This is a genomic window from Ventosimonas gracilis, from assembly GCF_001580025.1.
GTDB lineage: Bacteria > Pseudomonadota > Gammaproteobacteria > Pseudomonadales > Pseudomonadaceae > Ventosimonas > Ventosimonas gracilis.
Genome location: NZ_LSZO01000200.1, coordinates 1 through 17,716 on the forward strand (window position 1 = coordinate 1; position 17,716 = coordinate 17,716).

Sequence of the window (17,716 nt, forward strand, 5' to 3'; positions counted from 1 at the left end):
GCCATTAGCCCAAGCGGGAAAATGCGCTTTATGCTCAATGATGGTACAACCACTGCGCCAGTGTTTATTGAATTTCTCAAGCGATTATTGGTTGGGGCAGAAAATCCGGTTTTTCTTATTGTTGATGGGCATCCTGTTCATCGATCAAAAAAGGTCAATGATTTTGTAAGTAAAACAGAAGGAAAATTAAAACTGTTCTTTCTTCCTCCATACGCACCGCAATTGAACCCGGATGAGGTGGTATGGGCACATGTCAAACGCCATATTTCAAGAAGACTGGTGCAGAACAAAGACGGAATGAAAGAACTTGCATTGAGTGTTTTGCATCGCATTCAAAAATTACCTGAACTCGTCAAATCCTTCTTCAGGCAGCCAGAATGCCTATATATAAAAATGTGACTTTACTTCATGAAAATTTAGTATATTGTAATAACGATAGTCTTTCCATAAAGTGTCGCGCTCTTAATCTTAAGGAAAACCATGCAAAAGATTTTATTGATGAGCGCTTTGTTACTGCTGGCGGTGGGCTGTTCAGAGAAGAAAGAAGCAAACGCAAAAACAGCGCAAAGCACTGAAACGGCAAAAACAACGACTGTTGCCCAAGATCCGTTTGAAAAAGAATTTATACGCAGTTGTGTAAAGCAATACGAAGGTAAGGCGGATATCAGCACTGCGAATCTGGAGAAAATGTGTCTGTGTACATTGGCTGGCATCAAGAAAAAATACTCGTTGGCGCAACTGAAAGCGATAGATAGTGCCAGTGAAACGGAAAAAATGGAGATTATGAGGGATTCCATATCAGCCGGTCTGGATTGTTCGGTGAGGTTTAAAAGAGGCCAGCTTTAATCACAGCGATTAGCGCCCGGTGGAAGTAGCGGCTGCGCGTTTTTATGATGAGCCTTGATGCTTTGACTTTTTTATGAAACTCATTATCAAAGTTTTTCCCGAGATTACCGTTAAAAGCCGTCCGGTGCGTAAGCAGTTTATTCGGCAGTTATCCAAAAATATCCGTCATCTGCTGCGCGAGATTACGCCGAATTTTTCACTCGAAGGCAGTTGGGATAATCTGGAATTGCAAACGCCAGAAACCGCCCCAAGCATTCTTGACGCGATCATTCAAAGGCTGCGCGAGACGCCCGGTATCGGCCAGTTTCTGCAAGTTTGCGAATACCCGTTTGAGCATCTTGACGATATTGCTGCACGTTGCCTTGAGCATTACGCCTTGCAACTAAAAGGCAAAACCTTTGCGGTGCGCTGCAAGCGTATTGGCAAGCATGGGTTTAGTTCGATGGACGTTGAGCGTTATGTCGGCAGTCGTCTGCTGGATGAATGCGGCGCAGCCGGTGTATCGCTTAAGGCACCTGAGGTTGAAATCAAACTGGAAATTCGCGCGGCACGGTTGTTTTTGATTGCCCGCGGCTATCAGGGTTTGGGCGGCTACCCGCTGGGCGCGGTGGATCAATGTCTGGTGCTGATGTCCGGCGGTTTTGATTCCACCGTTGCGGCTTTTCAGATGATGCGCCGTGGGCTGCTCAGCCACTTTGTGTTTTTTAACCTGGGCGGGCGGGCGCATGAACTGGGCGTGATGGAAGTCGCCCATTACCTGTGGAACCGCTACGGGCGCTCGCACCGCGTGCTGTTTATCTCGGTGCCTTTTGAGCAGGTGCTGGGCGAGATTTTAAGCAAGGTCGATGACCGTCATATGGGCGTGGTGCTCAAACGCATGATGCTGCGCGCGGCGAGCCAGATTGCAGACAAGCTGAGCATTGACGCGCTGGTCACTGGCGAGGCGGTCTCGCAAGTATCCAGCCAGACGCTCGCCAATCTGGCCGCGATCGATAAGGCGAGCGAAAAACTGCTACTGCGGCCGCTGATTGCGCAGCATAAACAAGACATTATCGATACCGCCGAGCGCATCGGCACGGCGCAGTTTGCCCGTCATATGCCGGAATACTGCGGGGTGATTTCGGTCAATCCCAGTACGCGGGTTAAAGTGGAACGTATCGAACATGAAGAAAAACGCTTTGATTTTGCCCTGCTCGATCAGGCCGTACAACGCGCGACACAAACCGCCATTGACCATGTATTGGACGGTGCGGGAGAAGAGTTGGCGGTCGAAGCATTAAGCCGCGCCTTGCCTGGGCATATCGTGCTCGACATCCGTCATCCCGACCAAGCCGAAGCCGCGCCGCTGCAACTTGCGGGCATTGAGGTCAAAGCGCTGCCGTTTTTTGCGCTTAATTCCTCCTTTGCCAAGCTCGACCCGGCTCGCCAGTACCTGCTGTACTGCGACAAAGGCCAGATGAGCCGTCTGCACGCGGCGCACCTGTTGGCCGAAGGACACAGCAATGTGCGCGTTTATCGACCTTAAAGCCCCTCGCCCGCTTGCGCGAGAGGGGCGGCATTAATCTGTTTCAGTCGGCTTTGGCGGGCAGCAGCAGGGCGCTGGCGATGCCTACCACGCCCACGGCAAATTTCAGATAGGCGATGGCACGGGGGGCATAAGTAAAGAGCAATCCCAGTGTGATGGCGGCAAAGCCGATCAGGCTAATCCAGGCCGACAGCGCGGTCGCCAAGAAACTCCAACGAAACAGACAGGGCAGGATGGAAAGCAGCAGTAGCCCAGTGCCCAGCACCTGGCAGCATAAAAGCTGGCGGGCGCTGAACGCGGCGCTGCCGAGTTCTTTTTTGTGCTTCATGTCGGCGGCGAGCAGGGTAAAGCCTGCAAACGCCAGCGCCCATACCGCGATTACTACCATCATGAGTCATTCTCCAATGGAGCTTGCAGCACCGGCGCAAGTGCTCCCGCTGCCAGCAAGCCACCGGCGGGTGCCCGTTCGGTTTCTGCGCTTGCTGAGGGCTGCGCTTTGGCGGGTTTGCGGCGCGCGGCTTCTGGCGGTTGATCTTCGGCCTGTGCCAAGGCCGGTACCGGCGCTGGAATCGGTGGCGCTTTCGGCGGCTTGCGCCGCACTGGCGCGGGTGCGCTGCCATCGGCTCCCGCTGGGGCGTTATCGCCTGGTGCGGCTTTGGGGGCTTTGCGTGGCGCTTTGGCAGGCGCTTGTACCGGTTTTCGCAGCAGCCACCAGAGGATAGCGCCGTGCATGCTCGCCATCCCCAGCAAAATCAAATCCACATAGAGGATGCTCCACTGCCCGTACCAAAGGCTATGCAGCAACGAAGCGCCACCGGTTAGCGGGTTGAGTATCGGCAGCAGTGCGTACATCAGCGCGGCAACCGCCATTTGCTGCATCCACACCGTGCGCTGTGTGCAGAACAGGGAAAACACCAGCGCATGTACCGCGCTCGCAAGCCAAGCGATAAAAAAGCCGTCGATTTCCCAGTCGCCGCGCCCTTGCATATCGGCGGGCAGCAGGCGGTTCATCCAAAACAGCGTAGCTATGGCGATACAAAGCCCGGCAATCGCCGCGATATTGAGGATTTCCACTAGCCGATGGCTGATCGGAGTTCTGCCCAGCTTGCGGCGTTCCGGCATACGTTTAACCACCCACAGCACCATGCCGGAAGCGGCCATAAAGGTGCCTAAAACGCCGCTTAAAAACAGCAGCCAGCGAAACACCGGCCCGGCAAAGCGCCCTTCATGCAGGGTTCTTAGCAGGCTGCTGGTTCTGCTGATAAAAGACGCCGTCGATGGATTGGCTTTGGTGACTTCTATCAGTTCGCCGCTGACCGCATTAAAGCGCACCGCTTTGCCACCTCGCCCACCGCGGCCACCACCGCCCGCGACATCAGTATCACCTTGACCTTCGCTAAATACCGCCACCGCCTGCACCGTGCCGGGGTTATTGATAGTGATACTGCCGATGCCATAGGTGGGAAATTGCTGGCTCGCTTCAGTCAGTAGTCGGCTGATGGAAACCATCGGCGCTTTTTCCAGTGGCACCGGCGGTGCGGCATTAGCTTCCCTTGCGCCTTGCCCGCCGCGGCCTTCGCCGCCAGCAAAGGGCCTGCCTTCATTGCCGCGTCCGCCGCCTTGGCCTGGTTGCTGCGCACGACCTTGGCCTTCAGCGGCGAATGATCCTCCGCGTTCATTAGTGCCTGCGCCAGCGCGCTCTTGTCGTTGGCCTTGTTGCTGTTGACCGCCGCGGCCTTGTTGCATGGCACCACGTTCGCCGCCACCACCGCGTGCGTTATTGCTGCTGGAAAAATAGTTCACATCACGGCCAAATCCCGGATAACCCCAAGACGGCAATAAAGTGCCGGCAATCAATAACAGGCCGCTAAAGGTGATCATGATATGAAAGGGCAGCGCTAATACGGCGGTCGCGTTATGCGCATCCAACCAGGAGCGCTGGCCTTTTTTCGGGCGGAAGGTAAAAAAGTCGGTAAAGATTTTTTTATGGGTAATCACGCCACTGATAATCGCCACAAACATAAAAAGCGTGGCAATACCAACGATTAAGCGCCCTTGAGTACGGGTAACGCCGTGCAGTTCAAAGTGAAAACGGTAAAAAAAGCCGCTGGCACGGGTTTCGCGCGGCTTTAATTCTTCGCCGGTCGCCGCATCAATGATCAAGCGATTGCCGCCACGACCCTGGTTATTGGCTTGCCCGGCATTGCTCCACGAAAGGCTCATGGCAAGACTGCGTGGCGAGGGCAGGCCAATCGTCCAGCTTGAGGCATCGGGCGCGCGTTCTTGCAATAGGGCAAGTGCCATCGGCACCGAATGTTCTTCCCGGTAAACCGACTGGTGCAGCTCCGGGCGCATCCAGTCGTTTACTTCGGTACGAAAGTAGCTAAGGGTTCCGGTAAAGAAAATGGCAAACAACAGCCAGCCCAGTAGCAATCCGCTGTAGGTATGCAGCCAGGACATCGACTGGCGCGGGCCTTCGGGCTTTCCATCAGGTCTCATCGTACGGGCCCTCCACTTGCGCCAGCCTCTGGAATAAGCCACCAGGCCAGTGTGTAACAAAGCACTGCGGGCAGCGCAACGCCCAGCCAGGCGCGCCGCGTGCTACGACAGCCAAAGACATAAATGGCGGCAACCACCATCATGGTAAAAGCGAACATCGGGCCGGACGTGGTTGCCGTGTTACGCGCCACGTCCAGCCAAATCAGCAGTCGCACCAGTAACGCGGCGCTGGCTCCGGCCAAAAAATAACCGCCGACAATGGCAACCAACGCCCGCGAGGCGACATCCAGGCGGTAGCGCAGCATCGGTGATGGCCGCAGCGACTGTGCCAATGCACTAAGTGGCGGCAAGCTTAAGGGGATACGCATAACACTTCCTTTTTAACAAGCGGGCTTTCCCCCTCTCCCGCAAGCGGGCGAGGGGTGGAAAAGCCAAAAACGATTATTGCTGGCGCTGCATTCTTCCCTCGCCGCGCCCTTCACCGCGTTCACCCCGCTGGCCACCTTCACGGCCGCCTTGACCACGGCCTTGACCTTCAGCGCGCCCCTCTCCTTTGGCAGATTCACTTGGCGCGGTGACATTAAAGGTCAGGGTTTTGCTATAGCTGAGATTGGGCTTATCGGCAGAAACCGCCCCTTCTTCACTAAAACGGACGGATGCCATATAAAGGCCGGGCTTATCCAGTTTGTAACGGGCTTTGCCGGAAGCATCGGTTTTTACCGAAGCGCGGCTGCTTTTACCGGAATAATCGCGGTTTGAATAACTGATACTGACATCGTGCCCGGCCAAGGGTTTGCCATTGAACTGCACCACAAACTCAAAAACGCCAGCGACGGTTAATTGATTGGGATGAGTAATGGGTACAAACTCCAGGCCTTGACCGCTTGCTTTGGGAATACTGGGCGTTTCTGCTTTGCCAACGGTGATATAGACATCCAAAGAAGCATGGCTTTCGCTATTGCTTTTTAATACCGCGCCTTCGGGTATGGCTTCATTGGGGTCGCGGCTGCGTTTGGTTTCCCCGTTTATCTCCCAACTACGCGATTGACTAATACGCGGCCCTGCGGTTACTCGATAAGTACCCGCTTCGGGATCGGTTAATTTGTATTCCATAATGGTGCGGGTAGGCAGCGTAAAAACGGCTTCATCGGGGATTTTTTCCGTTTTGCCGCTTGGCGTGGTAAAGCTAAAGCCATGATTGCCATAGGCCATATCCGGCAAAAACAGATTATCGGTTAAGGCCGCTTCCACGCTTAATACGGAACGGGTTTTCACATTACCCGGCAATAAATAAGGCGAATGGGCAAGGGCAGGCATACAAAATGCCGCCAGTGCCGGCAGTAAAAAGGTTTTGGGTTTAAAGCGTTGCATGGCAAGTATCTCCAATTAAAGATCAATAAAGGGGTAGGGTGGTTTCTTGGTAGTCAGGCCAAATTGATTAAGTTGCTCATCCTTGAGTTAAACGGAAACTCTATAAACACAGATAACGCTGCGCAAATCGGTGCTGTCGCGGTCAATGGTTCGTTTGCTGTTGTTATTCCAATCCATGGTCCTGACCCTATAATTAGGTTCACTGCTCCCGCGGCCGCCGCCGCTATTGGAAGTGGACTCGGTGGAACTCCAATAGCCATCGGTACTTTTTGGAATAATAAAACTTTGATTGGCGGCATCCCAGCCGCTCAATACCAAATTTAGCTCACGCTCGGCAGGCACATACCATCCATCAAATCGCAAGTTCCCTTGGCCTAAGGCGAGTTGCTGGCAATAATGTGCCGCCGATCTGTTTTGCCGTGCATCATTGTTATTCCACTTATTAAGCATGATTTTGGTATTTTCCATGCCATTTTGTGCATCGTTAAACCCCTGCTTATCTTTGCTGCTTTTGGGCATCATCTCGGTGCGGATGTTTTTGTGAGCGGCGAGCAAGTAACTTTTTCCATCAGGGCTGAGTCCAACACAGAGCGCCGCTGGTCTATTATTGTTATCACCCAATTGGATAACGCTGTATTCAGAGGCATTGCAACCGGTAGTAATGCGCACGGTTTCTTTACCGGTTGTTTTAAGGTTTAACGTGCAGCGAGCGCCGATGGTAGAACAACTGCCAGTAAATTTTGCCATGTTGATCGGCAGTTTATTGGCAGGGTCATAAAAGCCTTTAATAAACAATCGCCCTTGCCCGGCGGGTAGCAGCTTTTCACAGCTATCCTCATCAGCGCTGCAGAGCAGTATTTCACGTCCATTTCTTGGTGTGTAATAAACTTCATAGCGGTCTTGTAGCATATTGGCAAATTCTTTGACGATGCTGAGCTTGACTCTACCTTCGGCCTCTCCAGGAAAATAAAGATAGGCGGCACCACTACCAGGCACCGGGCTAATATCGGGCGCCGCTTGTGCAAACGACAAAGGCAAAAACAAGAAAACAGCTAATAAACTTCTTGACATAACCGCTCCATTAAACGATTACAAGTGCAGGCGCTTAACGCAAAGTACTTGATAGCGATAAATATCACACTGGCTGGTGCTGGCAGCATCCGTGGGACATCTAAAATAATCTGAGTTTGAGACTATGGTTGCGTTTGCAGTATTAAAAGACATGGCCTCGAAATAAACTGTTTTACCACCTTTATTGGTGCCTATGTTGGCTTCTGTTGAAGTCCATAAGCGGGCACTGTCTCCGTTGCTTTCCAGGCCGTGAATTTTATCAAGCGCCTGTTTGGTTAGCGGCTCAATTTCTTTTCGGGCGGGCAAATACCAACCACTGTTACTATTTAAGTTATGGCAATAAGAGGCGGCTTCAGATCCCAGGTTTACCAGTTTTGTGCTATTGCTTGTCCCGTCTGCCGGATCGTTTATGCCGTATTTATTTCTTGTGCTGAGGCGAGTTAAATCAGCGTCTAGCCAAGATCTGTTCTTGGCCAGTTGTGTATGTGCGGCAACCAGGGCATGACCGCGTGAACTATCGGCATAGATAAACATAACGTCCATGCTGCCGTCCGGCAGAGGCATGATGGTGCCCGCTTGAACATTAGGATCAACTTCTAATGTAACCCGTGAATTGGTTTCATTTAAATTCATCACACACTTGTCGGTTTCATTTTTTAAATCATCGCAGCCTTCTGTCCAAACGCCACGCAGGGGTATTTTTAGTAATGGAAATGGTTTGTTGCCGCTAATGATTAAAGTGACTTTGCCAGCGGGCAATCGCTGCACCGTTTCCGGGCAGCTTTCATCACAAAGTAGCCCCGGTGGGTCGGATTCAATGCGGTAGTTGGTAAAGCCGCCTTCTTTAATCAGATGCAAGCTGATTTCATCGATATTACTGTCATTGGCATCGGGGTTATATAAGTAGCCAGCGGCTTTTGCCGGTACCACAACAATGCCGTCGGCGATTGATGAAGTACAAAAAAGACTGAGGAGTATTGCCGTTGCCAAGCCTGTCTTCCGGCTCCTCTCCCATTTGTGGGGGAGGGGGGAGGGCGCTTTTAATTTAAATAAATCGTTCATCTTGTATCTTCCTGACAAAAGCGCTCTATAGCATTGCGCGAAAGCTGCTTAGTTGTGAGTTATCCAAAAAATCCTGTAAATCCAGTTTCCAGCCGTTGCCGCAGACCTCAAATAAGCCTTTGGATTTATCGACAATACATTTGCCGCGGTCTTGGTCGGGCAGTACGCCGCCGGTTGCGCCCATATAGTTGGCAATGGAGCTGCTTTCAGCAAAACGCGCTTTATTGCGGGTATAACCACCCCCCTTTTTATCCAGCACGGTTAATACCAGCATTTCGACATCTTGCGTCAAGATGTCTTTATCGTCGTCATAACGGCGTTTAAAGATGGCAACCAGTTTTTCACCGTGTGCGGTTTTATGGGTGCCGCGTTCGGGTAATAAGCGGCGGGCTTGTAAAAGGCTTGCATCAATCATGCAGGTGTTTTTCTTTAAATCAAATGCAGGGGTGCCGCCTTTGCCGTTTTTATCCAGATTAACCCGGCAATATTCACCGGCTTCGCCGTTACTGTCGTTTTCCATCGCTTGCATGATTTGCGAGCGGTTGGCTTGGTAGTAGTGCGCGGCGACGCGCTGGAAGTTTTGGATTTGGTCGGCGATGTTTTTGGCACGAAGTTCGGTTTGCGAGTCCGACAACAGTTGCATCAGCGTACCTAGCATCAGCGCGGCAATGGCGGTGGCGAGCAAGGCTTCGAGCAGGGTAACGCCGCGCTCGGATTTGGGAACATAGCCTAAAAATTGCATTGGTTTATCCATTGTTTAGCCTTGGCCTCGCCTTGGCTGCTGCGTACAAAGTCATTGGGGTGGCTAAACACCACGGCGGCTCTGCGCCCTTGCAAGGGGACGATGCCGGGGGTAATGGTGCTGGGGAAGTTTTGCCCGAGCAGGGCGATGCCTTCGGCGTTGACGTTTTGCATACAGAGGATGTATTCGCCCTCTTCTTGCAGCACGGCGTACCAGTCGCGGGGCAGTACCACGCCGCGCAGACTGTGCGGGGTGGATTTGGCGTCACGCAGCGCGGGCGTGCCGCCGTGGCCGCTCCAGGTGACTACGCCTTGGTAGCCCAAGTTATGGCTGACAAAGCGGTCTACCGCCAGCGCAAAGCCGCGCATGTTGTCCACCTGCTGGCGGGCAATACGTGCTGCTGGCGGGTTTTCGCGGTCGATGGAGACCACTACAAACACGGTGGTGACCATCAGCATCATGGCAAAGACAATCTGCATCAACATGGCATTTAGCCTGCTTGCGCCAGCGGGTTAATGCCGCGCGACATCTGGATTTGCTGGTGCTCAATGTCGTTGGCAAGGTGCACGTATTGACCTGCGCGAATACGCGCGGCAACTGGGCTTGTGGACGACGGCGAGGCGAGCATGCTGATCTGCATTTGCCCGCCGGACAGGCGCTGATGCAGCACCAGCCGCAGCATATTGGCGAAGGTTGCCGCGTTGGCACCGGTCAGTTTGGCGAGCGCGTCCACCGCGGAAACCACGTCCGTGCCGAAGCCTGTAGCTATGACCAAAAAGCCGTTGCTGGCGGCGCGCAGCATGGCAATGGCGCTTTCCGCGTTGCGGATTTCGCCGACAAACAAGATCTGATGGGTCGAGGCCGGTTGTGAGCGCAGCGCCCCACGGAAGGATTCCGCCCAGTCACTGGCGGTTTCCCCGGCCACGCTGGTTTGCGAGCAGTAGCCCTCGCCGTGCCAGCCGTTAAGCGGCATTTCTGGCGGGTCTTCAATGGTGTAGGCGATACCGCCAAATTTTTGCAGCCGTGACACTACTGTGGCGGATGCCGTGGTGGTTTTACCGGAACCGGCACCGCCACACAGGTAAATCAGCCCGCCGCTGGTGAGTGACGGCGCGAGCAGCATCTCGCGCGCCATGGTGGGCAAGGGCGAGGGCAAGGTATCCAGCGAGGGCGCGACTTCCGGCATTTTGCGCAGCCGATACCAAAGGCCATCAACGGTCAAGCGGTCGCGCCGACCGCGCCAGGTGATATTGCCAAGGCTTAAGGTGAAGTCATCCAGTGGGCAGTCTTGCTCGCACTTTTGCTCGACTTCGGCAAGTTGCGCCAAGCATTCGGCGGGTGCCAGGCGCGGGCCGGGGTAGACCAGTGACTGCGGCAAATCGCCGACTTTGATATGGATGTCAGAAAATTCTCTTAACATGCGGCTATCCCTGTCTTAACGAATCAGCGCAATCAGCTTGCGGTTGGCGGCGGAAGAGACACCGCAACCTGCGGTATCGGATAGCGCGGTGTTGTCGAGGCCAGAATCGGTATCGATATTCGGGCCTTTGTATTCCTTGCCACCGGCGACATTGATAGTGCCGCTCGCGCTGTTGGTGGTGGCGCGGGCGCGGCCTACGTAGACGCTGTGCGCGACGCCGGACAAGGCACTGGCGAGCAATACGCAAGCCTCTTTGGACAGGTTGGTAAAGCCAATGGCAAAGGCGCCTTCTATGCCGTTAAAGCTTACGTCGTAGCCGTGCAAGTCCTTGATTTTGGCGCTGTTGCCCTTGCCTTCGCGGCGAAACTGCGAAGGCAGCACGCCGGAGTTAAACAGTGCATCGGCGGCATCGTTGCCATCGATACCGCTGTAGTTGCCATCGGTTCCCCAAACTTGCTTGATTTTGCCGACCAAGGCGAGCGTGCCGTTGCTTAAATCGTTATTGCGTGCATCGTTATTGGCGACCGCGTAAGCGCGGTAGGCGGCAGCCGCCAAAATAGCGGCAACACCCAGCACCAGCAGGGTTTCGGTTAAGGTGACGCCGCGTTGACGGCGGGCTGTGATGGATTTCATAAAAAGTCCTCTTATAAGCGTCAGGTCAAGGATTTAGCCATCATGGTGATGGACAAAAAGGCGGTATAAACCCAGGCAATCAAACCGGCGATGCCGACCATCAGTCCTACGCGAAACACGCCAAAACTGCTTTTAATGGCTTTTTGCGTGTTTTCGATGGAGCGTTCGGCGAGCTTGGTCAAGCCTTCGGAAAAATTGGTCATGCGTCCGTACAGGGTGATTTGCCAGCGCATGTCTTCATCGAATAAATCGGTCGCCAAGGCATCGCCCTCGCGCATGCCACGGCGCATGCGATTGCGCACCCGCGCCAGGTGCATCGCCTCCCATTTGCCGGAGGACAGTGCCATGCGCTCCAAAATTTGCGAGAACGGCACACCGATATGGATCAGGGTGGACATGGAACTTAACAGCAGCGCACCGGTAATGCGCCGGTGCAGCGTCCACGGGAACAGCCAGCGGTCAAACTGTTTGCGGATGCTGTGCGTCCAATTACTGCGCTGCCAGAAGTAAAAGCCGAGCGTGCTGCTGATCAATACGGCAAAGCCCACTAAAAGTGTTGGCGTTGCGGCGGCCAGCGCCGCCATGTAGCGGGCGACCGGCGGCCATTGGTGCTCGGGCAATACTTCGGAAAACAGCGGAATCACATAGTTGCCGATGCCCATCATGACCAAAGCAAAAACGGCAAATAAAAACAGCGGGTAGGTCAGTTCCTCGCGGATGGTGCCCATGATTTGCCCGTTGCTGCGGGCAATTTGTGCCGCTTTGTGCAAACCTTCGGCGGGGCTGCCCGCCTCTTCACCGCTGCTGATGGCCATGCCTTCGACCACCGGCACATAGCCTGAAAGCGCCTGGCCAAAGGTATAAGCCTTGCCGCCTTGTCCTCCGCGAATGCGCAGTAGCGCCACGCTGCTTAACAGCGCGCTGGGTTCGCCGGTTTTCTTGTATTGCTTGTCCAGCTCGCTTAAAGCCTCAAACAGCGGCAGGCCATCGGCGACAAAGTTGCCGAGTAGCTCGTAAAAATCACTGCGCCGCTGGCTGGAAAGACGCAGCCGCTGGCTTGCTTCGCAGGCGTTGGCGTGCAGCCTTTGCAACAAGGTTTGCAGTTTGGAAAAGCGATGTTTTAGGTGGATGACTGATTGCATTGCTAATGCGCCGTGGGTTCGTACAGGCTGTCCAGCCTTGCGATATTGACTTCGAGGTCACGCGGATCGAGTTGGCCTCTGCGCATTTTTTGGATGCCGTGCGCCAAAACGCCTACGCCAATGCCATCGACCGATAAATGCTCCATCTGGTGCCAATACTGTTCGGCTTCCAAAAAGCGTTGCTCTGCGACCAGCGCCAGGAGCTTGCGGTCGGGAACGACAAACTCGGCGCAGACGGTGCGTCCAACAATGCCGGTGCCGTTGCGACCGCCTTTGCCGCGCAGGCGCACGCCGTGGGTGTCGTTGTGGCAGACCTTGCGTACCCGTGCGACCAAATCCGCAGGTAGTGTGTGGGCGGCTTCATCAAAGGCGATCGAGGTATCCGGGCAGAGCACCGGTACCAAGCGTTGATAGACAATCCCCGAGATAAAGCCGGGCATGGTCATCAGTTCCATCGGTACTTGCAGCTCGCGCAGACGAACAAACGCCCAGAGCGCCGAATAGGTATGCAGCGTGGTAATCAGCTTGCGTCCGGCCAGCACCAGGTCTTTAACCACCGAGGCCGAGTCGATGTCGCGGATTTCCCCGACCATGACCACGTCCGGGTCTTGTCGCAGCGTGCCACGTAAAAAGGTGGTAAAGGCGTTGCCGGTGCGCTCATCGGCGGTGGTTTTGCGCTTTCTGGCAACGCCAATTTGGCACGCACCGTCGATGATGTATTCGACCGGGTCTTCGACCGTAATCATCTTGATGGTTTCACCGCGCCTTGCGTGGATATTGGCCATCAGCGCCTGCATGGTGGTGCTTTTGCCCGAGTTGGTAGGCCCGCATAACACGACCATGCCGGAAAGATCCGTGGTCATGGCCGACAGCGCGTTAAGTTGCTCTTGCGTGTAGCCGAGTTCATGCAGGCCAATTTGGCTGGATTCGAGCACCAGCACACGGATCACGATATGGAAATTGCCCGAAGGGAAAATCGGCGCGGAGGAAAAACGCAATTGCACCTGCTTGCCATCGGTGGTGCGGTGTTCAATGGCGCTGTCCATCACTTGCTGCGGATCCCAGGTGACGTCTTTGGAGGTGGCATCGGCCTGTACCGAATAGAGCACCACGCCCATGGCCCTGGCGGATTCAAAGGAGATATTGCTGATTAAAATGCGTGTGCCGTTGACCCGGTAATACAAGGCGGCATGGTCGGTTTTGGTCTCGATATGAATATCCGATGCGCCTTTGCTGACCGCATCATCGACTAAATCCTGTACCAGTTTTTCGGTCGAAGTGTCCTCGCCGGTATCCTGACTTAACAACTGCGCGGTTTTTTGCCGCTCGTGCAAGAGCTTGATGATTTCTTCTGTCGTGGGCAAAAACTTGACCGCTTCTGCGCCCTGTTCGCTCAGCCGGCGGCGGATTTCAAACATCGCCGCGCTGCCCATCGCCTCGCTTACGGTAAGCACCGTGGCCGCGCCGCCGTGCATCAGCACGGCAAAGCGATCGAGCCATTCGGCGGGAAAGCCTTTGGCGGTCAACTCACCCACTGGCACCTGCGCCAGCGAGCTGATTAGCCCCGGTTTTTCAGTTTGGGACGACATATTTCGCTTCCATTTGTAGGCCGATGGTGGAACCGTTGATATTGAACACGGCGCGTTCGGGGATAAGGTCCTGCTGGGCGAGGACGGAAAACACGCTTTGGATATTCCCCCAGCCGGAGGCCATCACGGTGATGCGTCCTTCATGGCCGATCAGCTGGCTGCGCGGCTGTCCGCGCTCGCGCAGCGGCGGCAGGCTGACATTGACCGCTTGATTGGGCGGCAAAATATCCGCACGGCCACCGGCGCGGGTCACTTGGGTGATCAAGTCAATCGCCCAGTTATCCATTTCATCAACAGTGATGCCGCGCAATTCGCGCGTACCGGCGCTACGCAGCGGGATACGGGTTTGCACCTGGCGGATGTATTCGCCAGGGTTTTTGCTGGGCTGGCGCTCGCCGGGCAGTAAATCCAGATATTGGCGCTCAAACTGCGCGGCACGCCAGTTCCATTGCAGCATGCACTGGTGATTGCGACATTCGGTCAAAGCCGGACGGTAGCCGCCGACCGCGTAGGGCAGGCGATTGAGTACATCCGCCCACAAGGCGGTAACGCTCGCCATATCCGGTCGTTGCAGAAATTTTTGCCGCGCCTGCTTTATCAGTTGCTGGTCGCGGCTTCGGTCATCGGCTTCGGCTGCACCGCCTGTTTCATGGACGATTTCGTCATAGTCTTCATCCAGCTCATCGGTCTGCGGCCTAAATTCCCAAATGCCCCAGGCGATCAGGCAAAAAGCCATTGCCAGCACGCCGTAGAACTTGGTGCGTTCGCCATCACTGGCTTTGCGCAGTTTGCAACTGGCGAGCATGGAAGGCTCGACCTGCTCCATCAGCGCGGCCAGTGTCATGCTCGCCTCTGGATGAGAGCCGACCACTGTTACGGGCGTATGTGCGTAGGTGCGCACATCGGCCACCACTTGCAGCGCCTCGCCCGCATCGGTGACTTTATCCATGCCCGGCAGCGGCAGGCCGCCGCGCACCGCGCAAACCCAGATGCGCTCTTGGTCAAGTGCTTCATAGACGATGGCATCGGGCAGCAATTTACCGACCAATAGGCCTGCCGCCGTGCGGTTTTTGGCAGCTTTGTCGGCCTCGCTCAAACCCAGCAGCATGCCTTCGTCGCTGCTGGCGACCACATACTGTTTGCCAGTGGCTTGTTTAAGCTGCGCTTTGACCTCGCTTTTATCCTCGACAAAAGCCCAGTCAATGCCCACTGCCAGCGCCTGTTCAGCGCAGTGCAAGGTGGCCATCAGTTGCCACCGTTGCCAGCGCCGCGTGCGCCTGCGGCTCTTGCGCCAGCCGGTGCCGCCGCTGCGGGACGGGCTGGTGCGCCGCCTGCCGCGCCTGGCTGCCGCGGGCCAAAGATATTGCGGAAGAACTCGCCCGGAGTGACATTACTGTTCTCGCCCTTGCCCGCGCCTTCGGCTTCGCCGCGCCGCTCGGCGAGGCTGACAAAGCCAAGCGGCACCTGACGGCGCTCGCCCATCAGCACATCTACCTCCACGCCGGACGGGGAAATGGATTTCACGCGCACGCCCGGGGCAATGGTGTCACCGGCGCGCGCATAGCTGGTGCGCCCGGAGGGGAAGAACAATTGGCACTGGTATTTGCCTTTGCTGCCGATCACCGAAACCACTTGCGGCAGGTAAGCGAGCATTTCATCGGTGCTTTCGCGCTCCAAAGCATCCAGTTCGGTGCGCTTTTGTTTCAGGCGGATTTGCGAATCGATACGCCTTGAGGCGAGGTCGTCGCGCTTTTCCAGCAGCGTGGTTTGCACTTCCAGCTCGGCGATTTCATCCAGCCAGGAATGTTCCACCGCGGCTGGCAGCGGCACGGCAGGCGTTTGCGTGCGCGGCGGGCTGCTGTCTTGGTCGCCATCATTACGATTGCGGCGAGCAACTGGCTGGCCTTCGTCACGTGGCGCGCGGTTTTCTGCGCCTTGGCGGCCTTGCCGAGCGCCTTCGCCGCGTCCTTCAAATGAGCGACCTTCGCCATTGCCGCGTCTTGAGCCTTGTTCATCCTGCGCCCAAAGCGAGGCGGATGCGCCAAGCGCCAGCAACGCGGCGAGCGTTAGATTACAAATGGGCTGCATTGCCATTGGCACCACCTCCAAATACTTGCATCACAATCACACGCAGCGTGCGGTCGTTGTTGGCAGCACGGCTTGCGCTTGCCAATACCGATTGATCACCGTTTAAGCGTTTGTTGTCGCGTTCAAAGCCAAACAGCACAATCGCCTCGCCGTCGCGGACAAAGGCCTGTTGATTAAGCGTTTGCGAATCGACCTCGGGCAGTTCAATACCGTTGGGGCCGGGTCTCATATTCGACAGCGAGCGCGAGGTGAGTTGGTACTGCAACAAGATGCGGTTATCGGCGAGCATTTGCGGCACAAAGTTGGCGGTAAGGCCGGTGCTGACCTTGGCACTGGTCGGCACGAAATCCGTGACCGTGACCCCACCTGCGATATTGCGCTCGCGCGCTTCCACCGATGAGATGTAGCTGGTTTCAGAGCCGATTTGCAGCGGTGCGGGTTGGCCGTTGATGGCAATCACCTGGCCGGATGTCACCAGCGAGGTTTTGCCAAAATCCGACAGCGCCCGTACAAACGCGCTGAGTGTGGTCTCCGTGCCGCCCGGCGGGCGGATGATATTGACATCACCACCACCGACGATACTCAGGCCGTATTTGCCCATTTTTTTAAACAAATCGGCCAGGTTAAAACCTAAGCCGGCGCTATCGTTCAGGCTCAGGTCATAGATTTTGACGTCAATCATTACGTTGCGCGAAAAACGCCGATTGACCTGCTCGATGTAATCAGCCACGCGGTCTAACGCCTGTGGCTGCGCAGTTACGCTAATCATCGCCATTTCTGGCGCGACCACCACGCGATTGATGCCGCGACTGACTTTGCTGTCGCTGGATGAGCTATTGCCCGAGTTGCTGCCTTCGAGTTCTTTAACCTCAAAATCCGCAGCGCCGAACACATCGGTGCGCTGGTCTTCTTCCATCAAAATGGCCGCTACCGCGCGAGTGACCACGCTGTACGGGTTAATCGAGACACCTTCCATCTTGATTTTCAGCTCGCCGGTATCTTGCTGCGTTGAGCCGCCGCCTTCACCGCCCCCGCCGCCGGAAGAGGCGCTGGAGATGCTCGATTCCACCGAATGCAGCCCCATCGGCAAATTCACATAAAAATGCCGCGTCTCATACAAAAAGAACTCCACCCGACCTTCGTGATAGCGCCAGTAGAGCCTGCCGCTTTGCGCGAGCTGGTCGAGCAAGCCTTGCAGCGAGCCTTCGTACTGGATATGGATGGGGATACGCCCAGGGTTATCGTCGTCATCGCTGCTGCCAGATTTTCGCGCCGCACCTTCGCTGGCAAACTCGGTCAGCCAGATGGGCAGACCCATTTGCCGCGAGAGCGCCTCCAAGGTCTCTTCCAGCGTTTGCCCTGATGTGATGTAAGAGATCTGCTCAGTAAACAGTTCCGGCAGTTCTTCTTTTTCTTCCTTAAGGCGGATTTCTTCACCGGCGATTTTGGCGCGACCGTGTTTAAGCACGGCAAAAGGCTGTGAACGCTCACCCATTTGCTCGCGCAGTTGGTCGGTTTGTTGCTTGTCCTGACCGATGTCATCGCCGGTTTGCTTGAAGGTGTTGCAGCCAGCAAGCAGCAGCGTACCCAGTAGAACCGCGCTACACAGGCGCTTTTTGGTTAGGGTCTGTTCCCGTCTCAAACGCGAGCCGCGCTGCTGCTCAAAATTTCGCCAGACTAGGCGCAGCATGCAGCCAATGTGTACAACCTTGGCAAATGCTGCAACAA

At 55.4% G+C, this 17,716-nt stretch carries 18 protein-coding genes; 3 read left to right on the top strand and 15 right to left on the bottom strand.

Annotation, left to right across the window (positions count from 1 at the left end; translation table 11 throughout):
- The 3 genes from AXE65_RS11370 to thiI all read left to right on the top strand — a co-directional run.
- A partial coding sequence (locus tag AXE65_RS11370; RefSeq protein ID WP_160330611.1) for a transposase occupies nt 1-399 on the top strand: 399 nt, incomplete at its 5' end.
- A gap of 81 nt (nt 400-480) precedes the next feature.
- The gene (locus tag AXE65_RS11375) at nt 481-846 is read left to right on the top strand and encodes a hypothetical protein (protein WP_068392452.1); all 366 of its coding nucleotides are present in this window, start codon (nt 481-483) and stop codon (nt 844-846) included.
- Nucleotides 847-919: 73 nt separating this feature from the next.
- A complete protein-coding gene (gene thiI / locus AXE65_RS11380) occupies nt 920-2,371 on the top strand; it encodes a tRNA uracil 4-sulfurtransferase ThiI (RefSeq protein ID WP_068392455.1) in 1,452 nt (483 codons plus the stop codon).
- Nucleotides 2,372-2,414: 43 nt separating this feature from the next.
- Here the strand turns inward: thiI and AXE65_RS11385 are convergent, their stop codons facing one another.
- The 15 genes from AXE65_RS11385 to AXE65_RS11455 all read right to left on the bottom strand — a co-directional run.
- A complete protein-coding gene (locus tag AXE65_RS11385; RefSeq protein WP_068392458.1) occupies nt 2,415-2,762 on the bottom strand; it encodes a DUF3325 family protein in 348 nt (115 codons plus the stop codon).
- Nucleotides 2,759-4,870: a PepSY-associated TM helix domain-containing protein gene (locus AXE65_RS14215; protein ID WP_079214152.1), complete on the bottom strand. Its 2,112-nt coding sequence runs from the start codon at nt 4,868-4,870 to the stop codon at nt 2,759-2,761. The genes AXE65_RS11385 and AXE65_RS14215 overlap by 4 nt, the downstream gene beginning before the upstream one ends.
- Nucleotides 4,867-5,238 carry a DUF3649 domain-containing protein gene (locus AXE65_RS13985; protein WP_193393246.1) on the bottom strand — a complete coding sequence of 124 codons (372 nt, stop codon included), beginning with the start codon at nt 5,236-5,238 and terminating at the stop codon, nt 4,867-4,869. Before AXE65_RS13985 ends, AXE65_RS14215 begins: the two co-directional genes overlap by 4 nt.
- A gap of 73 nt (nt 5,239-5,311) precedes the next feature.
- A complete protein-coding gene (locus tag AXE65_RS11400; protein WP_068392460.1) occupies nt 5,312-6,241 on the bottom strand; it encodes a DUF4198 domain-containing protein in 930 nt (309 codons plus the stop codon).
- 87 nt (nt 6,242-6,328) lie between these two features.
- Nucleotides 6,329-7,312 carry a hypothetical protein gene (locus AXE65_RS11405; protein ID WP_153015458.1) on the bottom strand — a complete coding sequence of 328 codons (984 nt, stop codon included), beginning with the start codon at nt 7,310-7,312 and terminating at the stop codon, nt 6,329-6,331.
- 18 nt (nt 7,313-7,330) lie between these two features.
- The gene (locus tag AXE65_RS11410) at nt 7,331-8,374 is read right to left on the bottom strand and encodes a hypothetical protein (RefSeq protein ID WP_153015459.1); all 1,044 of its coding nucleotides are present in this window, start codon (nt 8,372-8,374) and stop codon (nt 7,331-7,333) included.
- 25 nt (nt 8,375-8,399) lie between these two features.
- Nucleotides 8,400-9,116 (bottom strand): hypothetical protein, encoded by a 717-nt coding sequence (locus AXE65_RS11415; RefSeq protein ID WP_068392466.1) that lies wholly within the window; start codon nt 9,114-9,116, stop codon nt 8,400-8,402.
- Nucleotides 9,104-9,601, bottom strand: a complete 498-nt coding sequence (locus tag AXE65_RS11420) for a hypothetical protein (protein ID WP_068392468.1) — start codon at nt 9,599-9,601, stop codon at nt 9,104-9,106. Before AXE65_RS11420 ends, AXE65_RS11415 begins: the two co-directional genes overlap by 13 nt.
- A 5-nt stretch (nt 9,602-9,606) precedes the next feature.
- Nucleotides 9,607-10,536, bottom strand: a complete 930-nt coding sequence (locus tag AXE65_RS11425) for an ATPase, T2SS/T4P/T4SS family (RefSeq protein ID WP_068392470.1) — start codon at nt 10,534-10,536, stop codon at nt 9,607-9,609.
- 15 nt (nt 10,537-10,551) lie between these two features.
- Nucleotides 10,552-11,169, bottom strand: a complete 618-nt coding sequence (locus tag AXE65_RS11430; RefSeq protein ID WP_068392472.1) for a prepilin-type N-terminal cleavage/methylation domain-containing protein — start codon at nt 11,167-11,169, stop codon at nt 10,552-10,554.
- A gap of 20 nt (nt 11,170-11,189) precedes the next feature.
- The gene (locus tag AXE65_RS11435; protein WP_068392473.1) at nt 11,190-12,311 is read right to left on the bottom strand and encodes a type II secretion system F family protein; all 1,122 of its coding nucleotides are present in this window, start codon (nt 12,309-12,311) and stop codon (nt 11,190-11,192) included.
- 2 nt (nt 12,312-12,313) lie between these two features.
- A complete protein-coding gene (locus tag AXE65_RS11440; protein WP_068392474.1) occupies nt 12,314-13,900 on the bottom strand; it encodes a GspE/PulE family protein in 1,587 nt (528 codons plus the stop codon).
- On the bottom strand, nt 13,884-15,146 hold the full coding sequence (locus AXE65_RS11445) for a type 4b pilus protein PilO2 (protein WP_068392475.1): 1,263 nt from the start codon (nt 15,144-15,146) through the stop codon (nt 13,884-13,886). The genes AXE65_RS11440 and AXE65_RS11445 overlap by 17 nt, the downstream gene beginning before the upstream one ends.
- Nucleotides 15,146-15,994, bottom strand: coding sequence for a type IV pilus biogenesis protein PilP (gene pilP, locus AXE65_RS11450; protein ID WP_068392476.1), 849 nt, complete (start codon nt 15,992-15,994; stop codon nt 15,146-15,148). Before pilP ends, AXE65_RS11445 begins: the two co-directional genes overlap by 1 nt.
- Nucleotides 15,972-17,716 (bottom strand): type II secretion system protein GspD (locus tag AXE65_RS11455; protein WP_204376560.1); only part of this gene is annotated, 1,745 nt, incomplete at its 5' end. The genes pilP and AXE65_RS11455, both read right to left, overlap by 23 nt.

What these genes read in the sequence shown, in the direction of transcription:
- AXE65_RS11375 (WP_068392452.1), top strand. Translation starts at nt 481, where the DNA reads ATGCAAAAGATTTTATTGATGAGCGCTTTGTTACTGCTGGCGGTGGGC.
- thiI (WP_068392455.1), top strand. Translation starts at nt 920, where the DNA reads ATGAAACTCATTATCAAAGTTTTTCCCGAGATTACCGTTAAAAGCCGT.
- AXE65_RS11385 (WP_068392458.1), bottom strand. Translation starts at nt 2,762, where the DNA reads ATGATGGTAGTAATCGCGGTATGGGCGCTGGCGTTTGCAGGCTTTACC.
- AXE65_RS14215 (WP_079214152.1), bottom strand. Translation starts at nt 4,870, where the DNA reads ATGAGACCTGATGGAAAGCCCGAAGGCCCGCGCCAGTCGATGTCCTGG.
- AXE65_RS13985 (WP_193393246.1), bottom strand. Translation starts at nt 5,238, where the DNA reads ATGCGTATCCCCTTAAGCTTGCCGCCACTTAGTGCATTGGCACAGTCG.
- AXE65_RS11400 (WP_068392460.1), bottom strand. Translation starts at nt 6,241, where the DNA reads ATGCAACGCTTTAAACCCAAAACCTTTTTACTGCCGGCACTGGCGGCA.
- AXE65_RS11405 (WP_153015458.1), bottom strand. Translation starts at nt 7,312, where the DNA reads ATGTCAAGAAGTTTATTAGCTGTTTTCTTGTTTTTGCCTTTGTCGTTT.
- AXE65_RS11410 (WP_153015459.1), bottom strand. Translation starts at nt 8,374, where the DNA reads ATGAACGATTTATTTAAATTAAAAGCGCCCTCCCCCCTCCCCCACAAA.
- AXE65_RS11415 (WP_068392466.1), bottom strand. Translation starts at nt 9,116, where the DNA reads ATGCAATTTTTAGGCTATGTTCCCAAATCCGAGCGCGGCGTTACCCTG.
- AXE65_RS11420 (WP_068392468.1), bottom strand. Translation starts at nt 9,601, where the DNA reads ATGTTGATGCAGATTGTCTTTGCCATGATGCTGATGGTCACCACCGTG.
- AXE65_RS11425 (WP_068392470.1), bottom strand. Translation starts at nt 10,536, where the DNA reads ATGTTAAGAGAATTTTCTGACATCCATATCAAAGTCGGCGATTTGCCG.
- AXE65_RS11430 (WP_068392472.1), bottom strand. Translation starts at nt 11,169, where the DNA reads ATGAAATCCATCACAGCCCGCCGTCAACGCGGCGTCACCTTAACCGAA.
- AXE65_RS11435 (WP_068392473.1), bottom strand. Translation starts at nt 12,311, where the DNA reads ATGCAATCAGTCATCCACCTAAAACATCGCTTTTCCAAACTGCAAACC.
- AXE65_RS11440 (WP_068392474.1), bottom strand. Translation starts at nt 13,900, where the DNA reads ATGTCGTCCCAAACTGAAAAACCGGGGCTAATCAGCTCGCTGGCGCAG.
- AXE65_RS11445 (WP_068392475.1), bottom strand. Translation starts at nt 15,146, where the DNA reads ATGGCCACCTTGCACTGCGCTGAACAGGCGCTGGCAGTGGGCATTGAC.
- pilP (WP_068392476.1), bottom strand. Translation starts at nt 15,994, where the DNA reads ATGGCAATGCAGCCCATTTGTAATCTAACGCTCGCCGCGTTGCTGGCG.